The 17129-nt window shown below is 37.2% G+C and carries 12 protein-coding genes and 1 tRNA gene; 3 read left to right on the top strand and 10 right to left on the bottom strand.

Features of this window, described 5'->3' with window-relative positions; translation table 11 throughout:
* Positions 1 to 269 precede the first annotated feature (269 nt).
* The 4 genes from HT725_RS09820 to HT725_RS09805 are packed head-to-tail and all read right to left on the bottom strand — an operon-like array spanning position 270 to position 4080.
* On the bottom strand, positions 270 to 2324 hold the full coding sequence (locus tag HT725_RS09820) for a sodium:proton antiporter (RefSeq protein ID WP_173233643.1): 2055 nt from the start codon (positions 2322 to 2324) through the stop codon (positions 270 to 272).
* 11 nt (positions 2325 to 2335) lie between these two features.
* The gene (locus HT725_RS09815; RefSeq protein WP_000361085.1) at positions 2336 to 2590 is read right to left on the bottom strand and encodes a hypothetical protein; all 255 of its coding nucleotides are present in this window, start codon (positions 2588 to 2590) and stop codon (positions 2336 to 2338) included.
* Positions 2583 to 3140 carry a class I SAM-dependent methyltransferase gene (locus HT725_RS09810; protein WP_173253527.1) on the bottom strand — a complete coding sequence of 186 codons (558 nt, stop codon included), beginning with the start codon at positions 3138 to 3140 and terminating at the stop codon, positions 2583 to 2585. Before HT725_RS09810 ends, HT725_RS09815 begins: the two co-directional genes overlap by 8 nt.
* A complete protein-coding gene (locus HT725_RS09805; RefSeq protein ID WP_173253526.1) occupies positions 3124 to 4080 on the bottom strand; it encodes a TIGR01212 family radical SAM protein in 957 nt (318 codons plus the stop codon). The genes HT725_RS09810 and HT725_RS09805 overlap by 17 nt, the downstream gene beginning before the upstream one ends.
* A 91-nt stretch (positions 4081 to 4171) precedes the next feature.
* On the opposite strand from HT725_RS09805, the gene HT725_RS09800 reads away from it, so the two are divergent.
* Positions 4172 to 4531 (top strand): DUF3397 domain-containing protein, encoded by a 360-nt coding sequence (locus tag HT725_RS09800; protein WP_173253525.1) that lies wholly within the window; start codon positions 4172 to 4174, stop codon positions 4529 to 4531.
* 145 nt (positions 4532 to 4676) lie between these two features.
* On the opposite strand, the gene HT725_RS09795 is transcribed toward HT725_RS09800, so the two are convergent.
* The 6 genes from HT725_RS09795 to HT725_RS09770 all read right to left on the bottom strand — a co-directional run bounded on the left by HT725_RS09795 (position 4677) and on the right by HT725_RS09770 (position 15728).
* Complete coding sequence (locus HT725_RS09795) at positions 4677 to 5021, bottom strand: hypothetical protein (protein WP_173253524.1); 345 nt, start codon at positions 5019 to 5021, stop codon at positions 4677 to 4679.
* Between the two features lie 492 nt (positions 5022 to 5513).
* Positions 5514 to 12191 (bottom strand): S8 family serine peptidase, encoded by a 6678-nt coding sequence (locus tag HT725_RS09790; protein ID WP_173253523.1) that lies wholly within the window; start codon positions 12189 to 12191, stop codon positions 5514 to 5516.
* A 764-nt stretch (positions 12192 to 12955) separates the two neighbouring features.
* A tRNA-Thr gene (locus HT725_RS09785) sits at positions 12956 to 13028 on the bottom strand.
* 100 nt (positions 13029 to 13128) lie between these two features.
* Positions 13129 to 13914, bottom strand: coding sequence for an ABC transporter permease (locus tag HT725_RS09780; protein ID WP_173235024.1), 786 nt, complete (start codon positions 13912 to 13914; stop codon positions 13129 to 13131).
* Between the two features lies 1 nt (position 13915).
* On the bottom strand, positions 13916 to 14734 hold the full coding sequence (locus HT725_RS09775) for an ABC-2 family transporter protein (protein WP_173253522.1): 819 nt from the start codon (positions 14732 to 14734) through the stop codon (positions 13916 to 13918).
* Position 14735: 1 nt separating this feature from the next.
* The gene (locus HT725_RS09770) at positions 14736 to 15728 is read right to left on the bottom strand and encodes an ATP-binding cassette domain-containing protein (protein ID WP_173253521.1); all 993 of its coding nucleotides are present in this window, start codon (positions 15726 to 15728) and stop codon (positions 14736 to 14738) included.
* Between the two features lie 325 nt (positions 15729 to 16053).
* Between HT725_RS09770 and HT725_RS09765 the strand changes: the two genes are divergently transcribed.
* Both HT725_RS09765 and HT725_RS09760 read left to right on the top strand, forming a co-directional pair.
* Positions 16054 to 16341, top strand: coding sequence for a type II toxin-antitoxin system RelB/DinJ family antitoxin (locus tag HT725_RS09765; protein ID WP_173253520.1), 288 nt, complete (start codon positions 16054 to 16056; stop codon positions 16339 to 16341).
* Positions 16331 to 16672 (top strand): type II toxin-antitoxin system RelE/ParE family toxin, encoded by a 342-nt coding sequence (locus HT725_RS09760; RefSeq protein ID WP_173253519.1) that lies wholly within the window; start codon positions 16331 to 16333, stop codon positions 16670 to 16672. The genes HT725_RS09765 and HT725_RS09760 overlap by 11 nt, the downstream gene beginning before the upstream one ends.
* Positions 16673 to 17129: the final 457 nt, after the last annotated feature.

Genomic DNA, 17129 nt, shown 5'->3' with positions numbered 1-17129 from the left:
CGTATCGGAACATTTTAAGAGACCTAAGAGGCCGAGAATCACCAATCTCAGCCTCTTCTTCTATCGTGAGAATATGATTATTCACTATCCAGTTTGATTAAGATAGAAACAAAGTTATACTCAATGAAAATCAAAGAGCAAACTAGGAAGCTAGCCGCAGGTTGCTCAAAGCACTGCTTTGAGGTTGTAGATGAAACTGACGAAGTCAGTCACATATATAATCCAAGGCGACGCTGACGTGGTTTGAAGAGATTTTCGAAGAGTATTAACTAATTTCTTCTTACCAATTCCACCATATCATAAGGCAGGGTATTGGCAGCTTCCTTCAGAGAATAGTTCTCTAAGTTATTGACATTTTGTCGTAATTTCTTGGCATACTTGGTCGTAATCAATCGTTTCTCTTCATATTCAAAAATCAACTTGCGCTCCAAATAATAGCCCCTCAGCATCTCATCAATATTATTAGGTTTGATACGTGTAATAACCCGTTCGACAAAGGCACCACTGCTGATAATAGCTGTTTCACGAAGACGAGACTCCTGCATAAAACTAATCAAAGAGCGTCTATATACTCCCTTCAGGTTTTCCAAACTTTCAATAATCATCTCTGTATTGGCAAGATAGAGCTCTGCAATTTGGTCATAATCAAGAGCACGGAGACGGCTTTTCTCCTTGTCCTTCCAGCTACGGAAGGTCTTTCCGAGAGTAAAAACTTCATGAAGGAGAAAACGTAAAATCCGCAAAGAAACAAGGAAATAATAGGTCAATCGTGATGCAAATTTACGATTGATGCCTCGTTCTATATTTTTCAGATAACGTTGGTAAACTCGGTAAGCACGATTGCTAATGTTTCCCTCTTCATAGGCCTGTTCCAATCCATCACTTTCAATACTAAGAATCAAGAGTTTCAAAGCAGCCCAGTCTTCTTGAGCTCCCTTATTTTCTTGACTCAGGATGAGATTTTCAATACGTCCATGGTAATTGTCAATGGCTGCATAGAGAGGAAGCTTATTTCTGGTATCTTCCAACTCTTTTTCCAACTCTAGCGTTACTTCATTCAAAATGGCGATATGCATGAGATAATCCTTGCTTTCCTCCTGTTCATCAGAAAGATGAGGCAAGACCACGAGGCCTGTTAAAAAGCTGACAAGCGTCACACCTGCAACAAGGAAAAGCAAGAGAGGATACTCCTGCTCTAAATTACTTGGTATCAGAAGAATCGTAGCAATCGACACCGTTCCCTTGACACCTGAGAAGGTCAAGAGAAGCATGTCCTTCATATACTTATTTAGCTTTTTCTTGAGACGTCTAGTCCTATAGGCATAATAGCCATAGATCATGACAAAACGAATAGCAAAGAGGACAAAGGTCAGGGCGACAAGAGATCCCAATAAAAGTAAGGGATTATAGATTGGATTGGTTAAGATAGGCTCTGCTATCATTTCCAGCTCCATCCCTAAAATCATAAAGACAGAACCGTTGAGCATAAAGTTGACTGTGTGCCAGACCGTCTCGGTCACCGTATCCACTTGGGCTTCGAGGAGCGTAATTTTCTTAAAACGGCTTGCCTTTAAAATCCCAGCAACTACGACGGCAATAATCCCTGAAACATGGACTTCTTCTGCCAGGAAGAAGGTCACCAGAGGCAAACTCAATTCTAATAAAAGCTCACTAGCAATATCCGTTGCGCGCACACTTAGCAAGAAGCTATGGAGGAAACGGTTGGTCATGGCTGTTAAAAATCCAATTAAAAAACCACCTAGGATTGAAAAGATGAGCGAACTACTAGCTTGCCCAAGAGAAAAAGCTCCAGTTGTCCAAGCTGTCAAAGCTACCTGAAAAGCCACCAAACCAGAAGCATCATTCAAGAGTCCTTCACCTTTAAGAATATTGGACACGCGCTTAGGAAAGCTAAAGCGCTCAGAAAGAGAGGCAAAGGCAACCAAGTCCGTAGGGCCAAGGGCCGCCCCAACAGCCAAACAAGCTGCCAAAGGAAGGCTGAACCAAAGAAGGTGGGCCAAGCCACCCAAACTCAGAGTCGAGATAAAAATCACTGGAAATATGAGATAGATAATAATTCGCCAGTGTTTTAAAATAGCTGTAATATCCGCTTCTTCGGACTCTCGGAAAAGCAAGGGCCCGATAACCAGTGCCAAAAACAACTCCGTATTGAGGTGAAAGTCGGTATTGGGTAAAAAGAGACCAATCACAATTCCCAAAAGAATTTGCACCAAAGGGAGAGGCAAAAAGGGCAGGAGCTTATTGGTTGTACTTGAAACAATCAAGACCAGTAAAAACAGGATGAGGTAAATCAGTAATTCCACGCACGTCCTCCTTAATCTTTTTTACAACAGGATTCAAAAATCTCCTTCTGCTCTTTGATTTTTTGGTCAATCTTGGAACAATCCTTGTGCTCAATTTTTCTCTGGCACCGTTCCATTTCAAGAGCAACTAATTTTTTCTTGATTTTAAGCATTTTTTTGCTCATATGCGCTTGGTCTAGCACTCCCACTGCTCGTTCGTGGTGGGTTGATTCAACAAAATTCTGGCGCATGGCATCCAGCTTTTCACGTAGGTATTGTTTATCCATGTCTATATCTCTCTAATTTTTCAATCATTACTAAAAATGGTGGGTTGTTGACTTGGTTTAAAGTTCGGTAAATGGCAGCTGTGTACTCTTGTTGGTTCAACTGGCTAACAAAATCCAAGACAGCATCTCTCTCGAGGTCGCCTCCTTCATGACCATAGTAGATCATAATGGCAATCCGTCCACCTTTGACCAGCAAATGACATAGCTTTTCTAGTGCCTCAATCGTTGTCCGGGGTCGGGTGATGACAGACTTATCAGCTGACGGTAAATAGCCCAGATTAAAAATCCCTGCCTTGGCTTCTGTCACAAACTGGTCCAGTGTCTCATGGCCTTGCAAGATTAACTGGGCATTTGTGTAACCAGCCTGGTCCAAACGCTCTTGCGTCTTTTCCAAGGCTTGTTCCTGAATATCAAAGGCATAGACTTTCTTGGCTAGTTTGGCTAAAAAAAGCGTGTCATGACCATTTCCCATAGTCGCATCCACTACGATATCCTCTTTTGTCACTATTTCAGCCAAAAAATCATGTGCCATCTCAAGTGGTCTTTTCATTTTCAAACTCCTGCTTTACAGCCTTGCATCCTTGAACACTTCCACGACGTCGCATTTCAGTTTCAATAGCATTTAGCACTTCCCATTTATTGAGGCTCCACATAGGCCCAATCAGCATATCCCTAGGTGCATCTCCCGTGATTCGATGGATGACGATATGTTTGGGAATGATTTCCAGTTGGTCACAGATGACCTTGACATACTCGTCCTGACTCATCAACTGTAAACGTCCCTCGTGGTAATCTCGTTGCATACGCGTATTTGTCATAAGATGGAGCAAGTGCAGTTTAATCCCTTGAATATCGTTATCCGTGACACAGCGGCGGACATTTTCAATCATCATCTCATGGGTTTCACCAGGAAGTCCATTGATCAGATGGGAAACAATCTCAATCTTGGGATACTTTCTCAAACGCTTAACCGTCTCCACGTACAATTCATAGGAGTGGGCACGGTTAATCAGATCAGAGGTTGCCTCATAAGTGGTCTGCAAGCCCAATTCAACCGTCACATGCATGCGTTTCGACAACTCAGCCAAATATTCGATGGTTTCGTCGGGTAAACAGTCTGGGCGCGTTCCAATATTGATTCCTACTACACCTGGCTCATTGATAGCCTGCTCATAGCGCTCTCGGATGACTTCCACCTTTTCATGGGTGTTGGTAAAATTTTGAAAATAAACCAGATACTTCTGAACATCTGGCCATTTACGATGCATAAAGTCAATTTCCTTATAAAATTGCTCACGGATAGGCGCATCTGGTGCTACAATAGCATCTCCAGAACCTGAAACCGTACAAAAAGTACAACCTCCATGAGCTACAGTCCCATCACGATTGGGACAGTCAAATCCCGCATCAATAGGGACTTTAAAGGTCTTTTCTCCAAAGAGTTTTCGATAATAATCATTCAAGGTATTATAAGATTTCATAACTTTCATTATAACAAAAATCACCCACAATCTCAAAAGCCTGACTTTCCTATAAATTCCTCTGTTTCTCGTTTTCATTAGCCATTTTTTATGATACAATATGGGTATGATTTTAATGAAATTAGCGTCTATTTTATTATTGATACTGACCTTAGTCGTCTGCATTATCCTAACCAAACTTTTTAGATTAAAAAAACTAGGACGAAACTTTGCGGATTTGGCTTTTCCAGTCTTGGTATTTGAGTATTACTTGATTACAGCTAAAACCTTTACCCATAATTTCCTCCCTAGACTGGGGCTAGCCCTCTCGATCCTAGCCATTATTCTCGTCTTTTTCTTCCTTTTGAAAAAACGCAGCTTTTACTATCCTAAATTTATCAAATTCTTCTGGCGTGCAGGATTCTTATTAACCCTTATCATGTATATAGAAATGATTACTGAGCTTTTAGTTCAAAAATAAAATCTTAAATCGAAAACACCTCAATCAAGCTGAAATACAGTGATTGAAGTGTTTTTTCTTTATATCTTTTTTAATAATTCTTATACTCAATGAAAATCAAAAAGCAAACTAGGAAGCTAGCCGCAGGTTGCTAAAAGCACTGCTTTTAGGTTGTAGATAGAACTGACNNNGATTTTCGAAGAGTATTACTCTCTTTATCAGGAAATAGATAACCAATACCTACACAAGCCAGCACACCTGCTCCAATTACCCAGCCACTTAAAATTGGTAACAGGTCCAAAATTGCATTTGCGACGATAAAGGCAATAATTAAACACATCAGACTAGCCTTGTAGTCTTTTTTCAAAAGATTATCTAGGGCAAAATAGAGGAACAGGCCTACCGGAATCAATAACCAGAGGTTGACATCTAAACTAGGCCAGCCAACAGAACCAAAATACACTACTGTCGCTGCTGCTACTAAAAATACAATCCCTAATAATTTTTTCATTTCTTTATCTCCAATTTCTTTTTTAAGAACTTGAGTTCTCTGATAGTGATGCCTCCCGTCCCTTACAAAAATCATTATAGCAGAGGTCAGCTTCAAGAACAAGTTCTTTTGCCTATCTGGTCTCTATATCAGTCTAAGTGGTTAAATAATGGCGATAAAATAAGGAAGCAGGTGAAAAACTTCCTTCCAAATAAAAAGGAATTAAGCAACCAAACGCTACTTAATTCCTTGAAATTATCTCATCACCTCTATTAGCCTTTAAATTTTGATAGACTCTATTTTCTAATCAATGTGACCAATATTGTCAATACTAACCCTTTCAATCAATTCATTAGTTGTCGAAACTAAGTCTATTAATAAATCCAAAAAGAGTATCAATAGTAAAGTAAACTAAATAATTGAGTTATAAATGGCTATTTTCACAAAACTGTTTCATCATCACACTATCTCAGTACATAAACCATTTTTTCATCTATAGCTTTTGTCTTCATCTTAATCTTTTTTCTTTAATCCAAGAAATGTGCCTACGGTAAACAGTATTCCAGCAACGAATAATGTAAAGACTCCGCTAACTGTTCCGGTTTTTGGTGACTTATTAAGATTGTTAGTAGTTAATTTGCTATCGATATTGGTGTCTTTATTGGCTATGTTCTCTGGTTCATTAGGATAAACTTCAGTCTTATTTTCAAAGTTTTTATCATTTCTACCAGGAACTGTAGCTTTGACATCCTTAGTTAAATCAGATCTTTGACTTTCATCTAATTGACTATAATTTACTTGTACAGGAACTGTAGCTGTGACACCCTCAGTTGAATCAGATTTGTGTGAATGATTTTCTCTTTGGAAATCCTCTTTTCTGTGACTTTCATCTAATTGATTATGATTTACTTGTACAGGAACTGTAGCTTTGACACCTTCAGTTGAATCAGATTTATGGGGATGATTTTCCCTTTGTAAATCCTCTTTTCTGTGACTTTCATCTAATTGATTATGATTTACTTGCACCTTATTTTTCTTTTTGGATACATCAAAAGTAGGTTTATTTTCTTCCTCCTTTTTCTCCTCTATTTTCTTGAATACAGGTTTTATAAAGGTATCTTTTGATAAATTAAGAACATAGCCAGCATCTTTTTTCCCTTCGAAACCAGAAATTTCCCAGCCATCAAATTGATATCCTTTTTCTAATTCACCCTCATAGACAGGTAAAATGAAATCTTCTTCCGACACTATCTTAGAACTCATTTCTTTTCCATTTTGCATGGTCACAGTTACCGTATGAGGTTTTAGTTCTCTTACCTCTCCCGTATCTTTGTTTAAAATGAATTCTTTTACAGTTGTATTTCTTGCAAAATCTTTTACAAGAATCTTAATGTTTAGTGTCTTATCTGTTAGTTGTTTAATATCATCAAATGATGTGTATTCTTTTCCATTTACATAAATATGTTTGTCTTGAATCTCACCATTGAATCCATTATCTCTTTTATCATTGATATTAAAGACTACAGATTTTCCATCAGCATATTCGATACTAGTATTTCCCTTAGGATCAATGTTTACTTCGGGTTTAACATTATCATATAAAAACTGATAGTGGACTCCAACTGCTTTCGCATTCAAATCGCTATAGCCAGTTTGAAGATAAACATTTCCATCCATATCTGTTACCTTATCTGGAAATCCGTTTGCTTTATAGTCTTTCATTCCCCAGTCCATGATGTCACCGTCTTTAACATTAAGCTTAACGTTAAAATCTCTAGTGTTATCAATGTGTAAATCTCCGTAGATTAAATAATTATCTACAACCGATTCATTAACTCTCAATTCCCAGTTAAAACCACCCTTATCAGAAATCTTACCTCTTAAATAAAATTCTGGATTTCGTACATAAATTTTATTAGATTTAGATGGATTAAAGTAGTTCTTATCCATTGAAAGGTTTACTGGTTTGGTATCAATAAATAACATGGAGCCATCTTCTTTTATAGCTTCTACATTAGAATATTCCTCCCCATGATACTCTTTATCATCTTTACCAAATAATACAAGTTTAGAGGAATCTGTCACAAGATTTCCATCTTTATCGATTGCCTCCCCTTTATCGTTCATTTTAAATCTAAACACTTGAAACCTTACAATGTTAAAGCCGTCCAAAGCCGACATTAATACAGCTTGAGTACTTCTTCCATCTTCAACATTTCTACTGTCAGAATAAATTATTTTTTCTGAAAGGGCTCTTAGATTAGGATTGGAATTTTGTATTTTTGCTATATCTTCCTTGCTATAGACTCCATTTCCTTCTAACATATCCGTTTTTCCAGGATTATAGGTAGTCACTTTTAGTGCATAGCCTTTTCTCAGAATGATATTATCCTTTAATAGATATTGTTGTTTTTCTGAATCAGAATAGATTTTACCAGATTCCATTTCAGTTAAATTGTTTGGTTTGTTCTTTGAAAGATCTCCTTCTCCTAATTCGATTACATTCCCATAACTTGATGCATAGGGATATTCTGTTTTAGTTTCCTTATTTTTTTCAGGCATTCTAATTTTAGTTTTAGCTTTTGTTTCACCCTTATCTTTTACAAGGATATTCATATCACCCGTAAAGGATAGACCATCGACTACATCATTTGTGTTTGCAAATAAGTCAAAGGTTAGAGTTTTAGTTTGTGGGTCGTATTTACTTGCCTTAATTTCTATTAATTTGAAGTCATTGCCATAGTAAGCCTTGGCATTTTTAGACACATTACGTATCTTTCCAAGAATTTCAAAGTGTCCATCTTTAGACGGGCTTAGAACACCATAAATTTTTGATTTGATTTCGTCAAGTTTCTCAGTTTCATATTCTAAGGCGCTACCATCGTCATAGGCAGCTATATTTCCTTTATCGTCATATCGATAATCAAGTTCTACTGTTCTTGTACCACCATTTACAAAGTCCTCTTCTTCCCTATATTTCTTTTTAATGAGTTTCTTTAGGTCTTTATTTTCAAAGTTTCTAATTGTTGAAATAGTTTTATTTATTTCAAGGCTAGCTTCTCCCTCAACTGAACTTTCTTCATCTGGTTTTGAATCTTCATCCTTAGCTTGATTATTATTGGTATTTTCCTTTGGGCTCTTTGCATTTTTGAGTTTATCTTCAGAAATTTCACCAAGTTTTTCATATTTAGAAGCATCTTTGTCAGGATCTACTAGGTAATAAGAAATCATTCCTTTTTCATCAGCTTGGTCATCAAATTTAATTCTATGGATTTTGGTGAAGTTGCTTGCACCATCTAGGGCGATTACTTCGATGATTTTTCCTCTTAAATCTCCTGCTCCGCTAATTTCGTAGATAGTATTTCCATCTTTATCAAGCTTCCTATTTCTTCCCTCACCCTCTCCGGCGTAAGTTACATCAAGACTTTTCTCAACATCTCCATACTTATCGACAAGAGCTGCACCTGCGTACCATACTTCGTTGGCTACTTCTTCAAATTTCTCAGGATGTTCTTTTTGGTCTCTAGCAAACAAGGTTTCGTGTTTGTACTCATCCTTTACCTTGTGGTAGGTATCTTTTGCGATCAATTTAATTTTATCTGGATTAGAAAAATCAATTGAAATAATTTTTGGAGCTGTATTATCAATTTTTACTGGTATATAAGAAACTTGCCATGGATAATCCTTGGTTAATCTATATTTGAATTTGTAGAAATATTGACCCTCAGCTATTGATTCAAATTGTCCTCTTATCCTAGTAGCTGGATCTTGGTTATCCTTACTTTCTGGTTCATTTTCTTCTCTACCTCTAGGGTTATAGATGAGTCCATCCCACTTCAAATCACCCCAAACTTTTAGTTTAGATGATTTGATTCCCTTTGCATCATTGCTTTTAGAATTTAAAATTCCTCTAATAAAGTGTTCTCTCGAAATGACTTTTAAGTCTCTTTGATTTTCTCCCTCTTTATTTGTATTTACTATTGAAATCAATCCTTCTTCTGCACTTCTTAATACAAGTGGAGAAGGGGTTAATCCTCTTTCTAGTGAAACACTTTGTGGTTCTCCCTTTGAGTCAAGTGGATATACCCTAGCAACATTAGATCCACTAGTGGATTCTGCATGAATACCTTGGTTGTTAAAGGCAAATAAGTCTGGGTCTTGGTCTAGTGATGTAATATTTTTATCTTTTCTGTTTTGAATAATAGCTGCTGGATTAAATTTATCTATACCATGTTCTCCACCAATACCCTTGTTCAAGGTTCCAGGAATTTTCGGTTTACCATCATCATCATAACCTTCCATTGTTTTTGATTTTGAACCCTCTTCCCAGGCCCATTTATCAAGGATTGGTTCGTGGTTCCAATTCCCAGCAAATCCCATTAGAGGCATCGACAAAGAAGGTTGGAAGTTTATTTTCTTCCCGTTAGAGTTTAGAGCTTCCATTTCTTCCACTGACTCAAAATGAATAAATGATTCTACAAATTTATTTTTGTCTTTAGCCTCTCCAACATTTATAACCGCATTCAAATCAAAGCTAGAATTTGCGCCTATAGTGAAAGTATCATGCTCAAATGTGATATTTGCTCCTTTGATTTTTTCTGGATGGATTTCTGGAACAATTTGCTTCCCATCTGGAGATTTTTCATCTTTATATGTTTCATCCAGTTTTAATCTGTCAGTTAGAGAATCTGTAGTTATCGCTGATGCTGAAACTTTAAAGGTTAAAGGTCTGTCTGATGTATTGTGAAGCTTAACTGTAAAATATTTTTCTTCTCCTTTTATTTCTTTAAGAGAAATAGAACCATAAGAGTTTACCAAACCTTTAGAATCCTTGTTTTTGAAAGTCGCTACAACTTCATTTCTCAAAGCATTGGCAACATTAATTAGCCCTGCTCCCTGTTGTCTAGGTGATGCAAAGTATTGGCTTTTTTCTTTCCAAGACGTTGCGTCCATCATAGGTCGCGCAGTATTTTGTAAAGCAATTTTTGTAAGACTTGTAAGGTCTATTTTGTCATCTCCCTCAAGATTTTTCAATACAGGTCTTTCAAGCATTTCCTTTAACTTCGGTCTAATCAAAACAGTAGAAGCTGCTACGATTGGAGTTGCCATACTAGTTCCTGACATATAGCCATAAGTTGATTTCCCATTAATGACATTGAGAGTAGATTTAATGTTTTTACCAGGTGCTGAAACATCGGGTTTTAAAAGTAAATCTATTCTTGGCCCCCAAGATGTGGATCCTGCTGGAACGATGACATCTTCTTTATAGAGTTCTTTGTCTGTGTCAGGTGCAAACTTAAAGTCAATCTCTTTTTCGTCACCTACATTCGGTTTGTTGGAATTAAAACTTTCCATATCAATTGGATAGTATTGCTCCAATTTATCTTTAAAATCTTCTTTATTATTCCTTTTAATCTCAGTTTTTTTATCAGGATTAATCATGTTCCATAGCTTTACACCATCATCTCCTGAAATTGAAAACACTTGACTTTTAGTACCTTCATCCGCTTCATATCCCATAGCTGGAAGTTCTGTCCAATTATCTCTATTGTAGTAATTGACAGTATTTACAACCATAATGGCGCGTGCTCCCTTATTCGTTGCTCTTTTAAAAGCATCTTTTAAATCCTTGGTATAAATTCGATCCATTACTGCAATTTTGCCCTTAAGATCCAAACCTATCAACTCTTGGTCTTGGCCTTTGCCTATATATACAAATTTCAATTTATCAGGAGCTTTTGAACCATCTTCATTTGTTGTGATTTTATTCTTATCGAAAAAGGCTCCTATATTTCTGTATTTAAAACTTTTTCCTCCAATCTTAACTTTATCAAACTCAACTGTTTGATTTTTAGCAGATGCAACCGCTATCGCATCTTCATGTGCTGCTGTTCGCGTTACATTTCCAGTGTCGGTCATTTTCAGATGATTATTTGCCACTAAATCCCAAGAAGAACTTGAAGCAGAAGTCGCATAGTTACCCGTAGCTACAACCATTGGAATGCCTGCTTTTCTTAATGCTCTAATAGCTTGCCAATATTTCTCACCTACAAGACCTGTTCCTGTAAAGCCAGATGATACCGAAACAACATCGACATTGTGTTTGATCGAATCTTCAATAGCATGAAACATTGTTTCATCTCCTGCGAAGCCAGATCCTGCGTCAGAGTACATTTTATAAGAGAATATCTGTGCATTAGGAGCAATTCCATCTATTCCATTAAAGTTCTTGATGTCTTTTTCAGTATCATTTCCCGCAAGAATCCCTGCAATATGCATTCCATGTGGATCAAAATAATCACTTCCATCATCAGCTTTTTCTACAGTTATTTTACCACCATTATAATAATTGAAAGCATGAGGAATCTTATCACTCAACCAGAAATTTTTATCAGTACCTTTTAAGTCTTCTTTTTTAAATCTCATTGAGTCTTTAGCATCATCATCAATCCTCATGGCCTTATGCCTATAATCTGTCCCGGTATCGATATTTGAAATGACCATACCTCTACCATCAAAGTTTTTCCCAAATTGAGCATTAATGGCCTTTAGGTAATCGATAGCCTCCTCAACTCCAATTTCCTTTCGGGCATGATTCATCATGGGTTGGAGTTTTTGTGACCGTTCAACCGATGAAATACCTTCTATTAGTTTAATTTTATCCAGATTATCTGGAGTTGTTTCTATTGAAACACCATTAAAAATCGTATTATAGGTATATAAAACGTTTGTATCCTTAAGATTGGATAATTCCTTGATTGCTTTTTCTCCAGATTCTTTATCTTTAAATTCAGCAATATAGACAAGTTTATCCTCTTTTTTGGGACTTTCTGGGTCTTTACTTGCAGACGAGTCCGCTTTATCTTCTTTGGATTGATTGGAATCTTCTTTGATTGTTGCTTCTTCATTGCTAGTTTTGTTATCTATCACAGATTCTTTACTAACAACTTCTTTTTCCTCAATAACCGTTGTTTTCTTCTCTTCAGTATCCTTGGAAGTTTCTATATCATTATGAATATTTTCATGTTTTTCTTTATTTTCTGCTTCCTTATCTACTACTACTTTTTCTGTATCAGAGATAGTTAAAGCATCTTCAGAGCTAGATGTGTCTGCTAAGACTACCTCATTAGGGGCATAGGCTGCTAAAATAACTGCAGCTGTGGTTAATGACAATACTGTACTTTTTTTCATTTTAATTCCTTACATATTTATTTAACTTCCAATAGATAGAAAACTTTAACTTTGCTAGCCTTTGTTATAAAAAGTTTTACTAAGTATTATCTAGGAAATAGAGTAGTACATTTATATATAATTGTTAGCTCTCCATAAAAATAGTATATCATTTAAAAAATTTAAGTCAAGAAAAATTAAGGCTGGTTAATTTTATTTTTAACGCATGTTAATAAATGATGCAAAAGTTTCGTACTTAACGGGGATACATTATAAGCACATTCATACCATCAAAAATAGTAGCAATCAAATTGAACCACTACCAAAATCACAAAGTCAAACATCATTGATGAAATATCAGCGCTATTAAACAATATAAATAACCGCTAAGAATAAGGCTTAACGGTTATTTATACATATCTATTTTTTCAAATCTTCAGTCATATGTTCACCTGTGACCTAGGCTTTACGAGTGCCTTGCTCTAGCAACTAATACTCAATGAAAATCAAAAAGCAAACTAGGAAACTAGCCGTAGGCTGCTCAAAACACTGTTTTGAGGTTGCAGATAAGACTGACGAAGTCAGTCACATATAAACGGCAAGGTGAAGCTGACTTTGTTTGAAGAGATTTTCGAAGAGTATGAATACTCACGTCCCTTACAACAATCATTATAGCAGAGGAGTTTCTCAAGAACAAGTTCTTTTGCCTATCTGGTCTCTATATCAGTCTAAGTGGTCTGATTTTCTTTAAAAAGAAAAAGAAGCCTGATGAGACTTCTTCACTTTGCCGATTGCAGGGATCGAACCTGTGACCTAGGCTTTACGAGTGCCTTGCTCTACCAACTGAGCTAAATCGGCTATTACACTTACAGTATAGCACTCTGAGAATAGATGTCAAGGAATTTTCATCTCTATTAGAAAAAGCCTGTCTTGAGACAAGGCTTTGAGTTTCTTCATCTTAGGACCCAGCACTTTCGTAAGAATCCAAGCCCCTGTCCCATAGTTTCAAGGAAATAGCAAAGAAAGCGAGGGAAATCAACATCAAACCTCCGATGTTAAAGATTACACCCTTGTCCTGCAAGAAATAGCTGGCAGGATAGTAGGCCGTAAAGGCAAAAGGTACAATAAAACTGATTAACCACCGAAGAAGAGAATTGTAAATCGAAATCGGGTACTTGGCAAAATCATTGAACATATAGAAGATGTAAATCATGGCGCCTGACTGTTTGGTCCAAAAAGCGATACTAGCTGTCGCGATTTTAAGAGAAGTATAAATCAAGGTCGCAAAAGGAATACAAACTAGGAAAAGCAGGAATTTTGGAAGAGTCCAAGCAATGCTGCTCATGGTTGTTCCCAATAAAATTCCACCAACCAAAAGTTCGCCCAAGGCATCAATCTGAAAGGTCTCAACTAGGATGTGAAAGAGAGGATTGATAGGACGAGTCAGATACTTGTCAAACTCCCCTTTTCTCACCAAACGCTGTCCCAGAGCCCAGAGATTATCAAAAAAGAGATGGTCCAGCCCCTTGGGAATCAAGGAAAATCCATAGATAAAAGCAATCTCTTGAAAAGTCCAACCTTCTAGGGATGGTATGTGTTGAAAGATGACATTGAGAAACAAGAGATTTAAACCTTGAGTTAAAAAAACTCCCAGAACACCAACTACAAAATCCACCTTGTATTCCATAATTTGTTTGATGTACTGTCTGATAAAAATCAGATGCATGCGTTGATATTTTTTCATACTAACCTCCTTGAATGGTGATAAAGGACTGGACCCGTTTCCAAATCAACTGAGACAAGCCCACCATCACTAAGAGCCAGAAAAACTGCAAAGCGAGTGCTTGAAGCATCTGACTGGCATCGTATTTCCCAACAATAATCATAACTGGGGTATAAATCAAGGATGAAAAAGGCAGGAAGGAGAGAATATCTGCAACAAGCTTTGGAAAGAAAGCCAAGGGAATCAAACTTCCAGACATAAAGGCCACTATGGAAGTCTTAAGTAGGTTGGAACCCCAAAGATTTTTAAACACAAAGGCAGAAAATCCAAAGCAGATATTAAAGAAAAAGTTAATCAGATAGGCCAGTGTTAAGCTAAAAAGATATAGGAAAGTTAAACCCAACACTTCAACAACGCCTTGCCCAGATAAGATTTTCATCAAAACAATGACACTTAAAAATGGAAGGCCAACAGAGATAAAAATCAACCACTTGGAACCAAGCTCAGTGAAAAGATAAGAGGCCGCAAAATGCACTGGTCTCAGTAAGCGCATGATGATGGAACCATCCTTGACCTCCTCCCCAATCATAAAAGAGCTATCGGACCTGGTCAACAGATTGGTCACAAAACTCATGATGATGTAGAGGGTGATATCTGCCATATTAAAGCCCTGAATCAAAGACTCTTGTGAGGAATCAAAAACTGCCTTCCAGAGATAAAAAGCTACAAAAGCCCCCATGACATCGCCGATTCGATAGAGAATAAAGTTGACTCGATAGGTAATCAACTCCTGAACCCCTGCATTGATAAAGGGTTTATAACGTCTCCACAATTTGACCATCTTAGAGCTCCTTTCGATAGAAGCGACGGATAATATCCTCAATATCCGTATCCACCATCTTCAAATCGCGGACTTCAAAATCAGACAGGGTTTGCTTAATAATGTCAGCTGACTGGTAGCGGGAACTGTCAAATTCAATATTGAGGCTATTTCCTTGTCTATCAATTGTCATATCCGAAAAGCCTTCATAGTGAGAAAGGAGATGACTTTGACCTGGTAGCAGTTCAAAGGAGAGTGTCTTCATCTTACCAAAGGTCTCCTTAAGTTGGCTCACCGTTCCATCAAAAATCTCCTGCCCCTTATCTATCATAAAAATCCGATTACAGAGTTGCTCAATATCACTCAGATCGTGAGTGGTCAAAAGAATAGTTGTCTCTTCCTCTTGATTGATTTGTGTAATAGCCCGACGAATGTTATCCTTGACCGAAACGTCCAAACCAATGGTCGGCTCATCTAAAAAGAGAACCTTGGGATTGTGAAGTAAGGAAGCTGCAATGTCCGCCCGCATCCGTTGACCCAGTGAAAGAGTCCGCACGGGATCCTTGATAAAGTCCTTCAAATCCAAGACTTCATTCAAAAAATCCATGCGCTTATGGAAGAGCGAATCTGGCACATCGTAAATCTCTTTTAAGACCGTGTAGGTCTCTTGCAGGGCCAAATCCCACCATAGCTGGGTGCGTTGTCCAAAAACTACGCCAATATCTTTGACATAATCTTGACGATTGTCCTGGGGAATCTTGCCGTTAATCCGACAAAAACCAGATGTCGGTTTTAAAATCCCTGTCAGCATTTTGATTGTTGTTGACTTCCCAGCACCATTGGCCCCGATAAAACCTAAAATTTGCCCCTTTGGGACCTCAAAGGTTAAATCCTTGACCGCTTCAAAGGTCTGCTTTTCAGGATGAATAAAGGAACGTAATGCCCCCTTCAAACCCGGTTCCTTAACAGTCTTCACAAAATTTTTCTGAAGATGTTCCACTTCTATCATTGCCATATCTATCTCCCTATGGTAAGGAATTGCAACATTGTCTTTTGACTACAAATATTCTAAATCCTTACTTTCTACACCTTCTACATTTTATTATTACAGAAAGCTTTATACCAACCTATTATATTCCAATAAAAACTAGAATGCAAGCGTTTGCCTAAAATTTGTGAAATTGAAAATTTTTCACTTAAAATAATACTTTTAATCAAAAATTCTGTTTGATAGTTTAAATTACCAACCTACCACCCTCCACTACTAAAACAGCCCTTGACTTTCTCGATCTTTTTTTGTAATGTATATGTAATACAATATCATTACAAGGAGAAATGCCATGTCAAGACTTACACGAGACCGAGTTTATAACTTCCGCGTCAATACTCAACTATTTGAAGAAGCAAAAACCATCCTAGAAAGCCAAAACATCAGCCTTTCAGATGCCCTCAACCTCTTTGTAGAACAAATCGTCCTTGAAAAAGGTCTCCCAATTAAAACAGCCGACCAACTCAAAGCAGAAATCTTCCTAGGCGAACTCAAGTCAGAACTAGATAAAGGCTACCAAGACATCATCGAGGGGCGTCTCTACGACGCAGACGAGGTCTTTTCAAAGTATGGACTATAAAGTACGCTTTACAGAACAAGCCAGACAAGACTTGGACAATATTTTCATCCACTACTCCACAGACTTCAGTGAAAACATAGCCAAGAAAGTCTTCACTCGTCTACAACAAATTACCAACCTACTCACCTTCTCACCAGAGGGCGGTATTAACTTTGACCATAAAATCGGATACTCCCTCTATCCAGGAAATACTCTCAGAATGATTGTCTCTAAACAATACTTACTCTTTTACCTCATTCATGAAAAAGAAGTCCATATCCTGAGAATTATCAACTCACGCACCGACTACCTAAACCAACTCGACCACCTCTTTCAACATATTCAAGACTGAGAAGTAAGCTCTCAGTCTTTTTATCTACTGTAAATCAATGGCATATAAAAAATCATAAACAAGGATTTTTTAAAACTCCCAATCTTCTAACATATCGAGGAGCTCCCCCAACGTTCGACTCATGCACAAGCTCACGTTTGTAGAGAGCAGCAATCAAAGCATGGAAACTATTCTCTTTTTAGACTCAAAATGATGAGATTGTGGAACCTCTACAGGTACAATAACTTTTAACATTATAGTTGATTGAATCTGGAATAGTCCGCCGAGTTTTCTAAAACATTGTTAGAAATTGGTTTAAATCCCCCAATCAACTTGTCCATTTTTTATCTCATTTCACTGTACAATAAGTGAGACTGAAAAAAGTCTTTAAAATTAAAAACGCATAATATCAGGTCTTGAAAAACTTGATACTATGCGTTTTATTGTGGGAATATTTACTTCATTTTATCCTGAAATG

Source organism: Streptococcus sp. 2579 (assembly GCF_013277195.1).
Classification (GTDB): domain Bacteria; phylum Bacillota; class Bacilli; order Lactobacillales; family Streptococcaceae; genus Streptococcus.
This window is presented reverse-complemented; position numbering and strand designations above follow the sequence as displayed.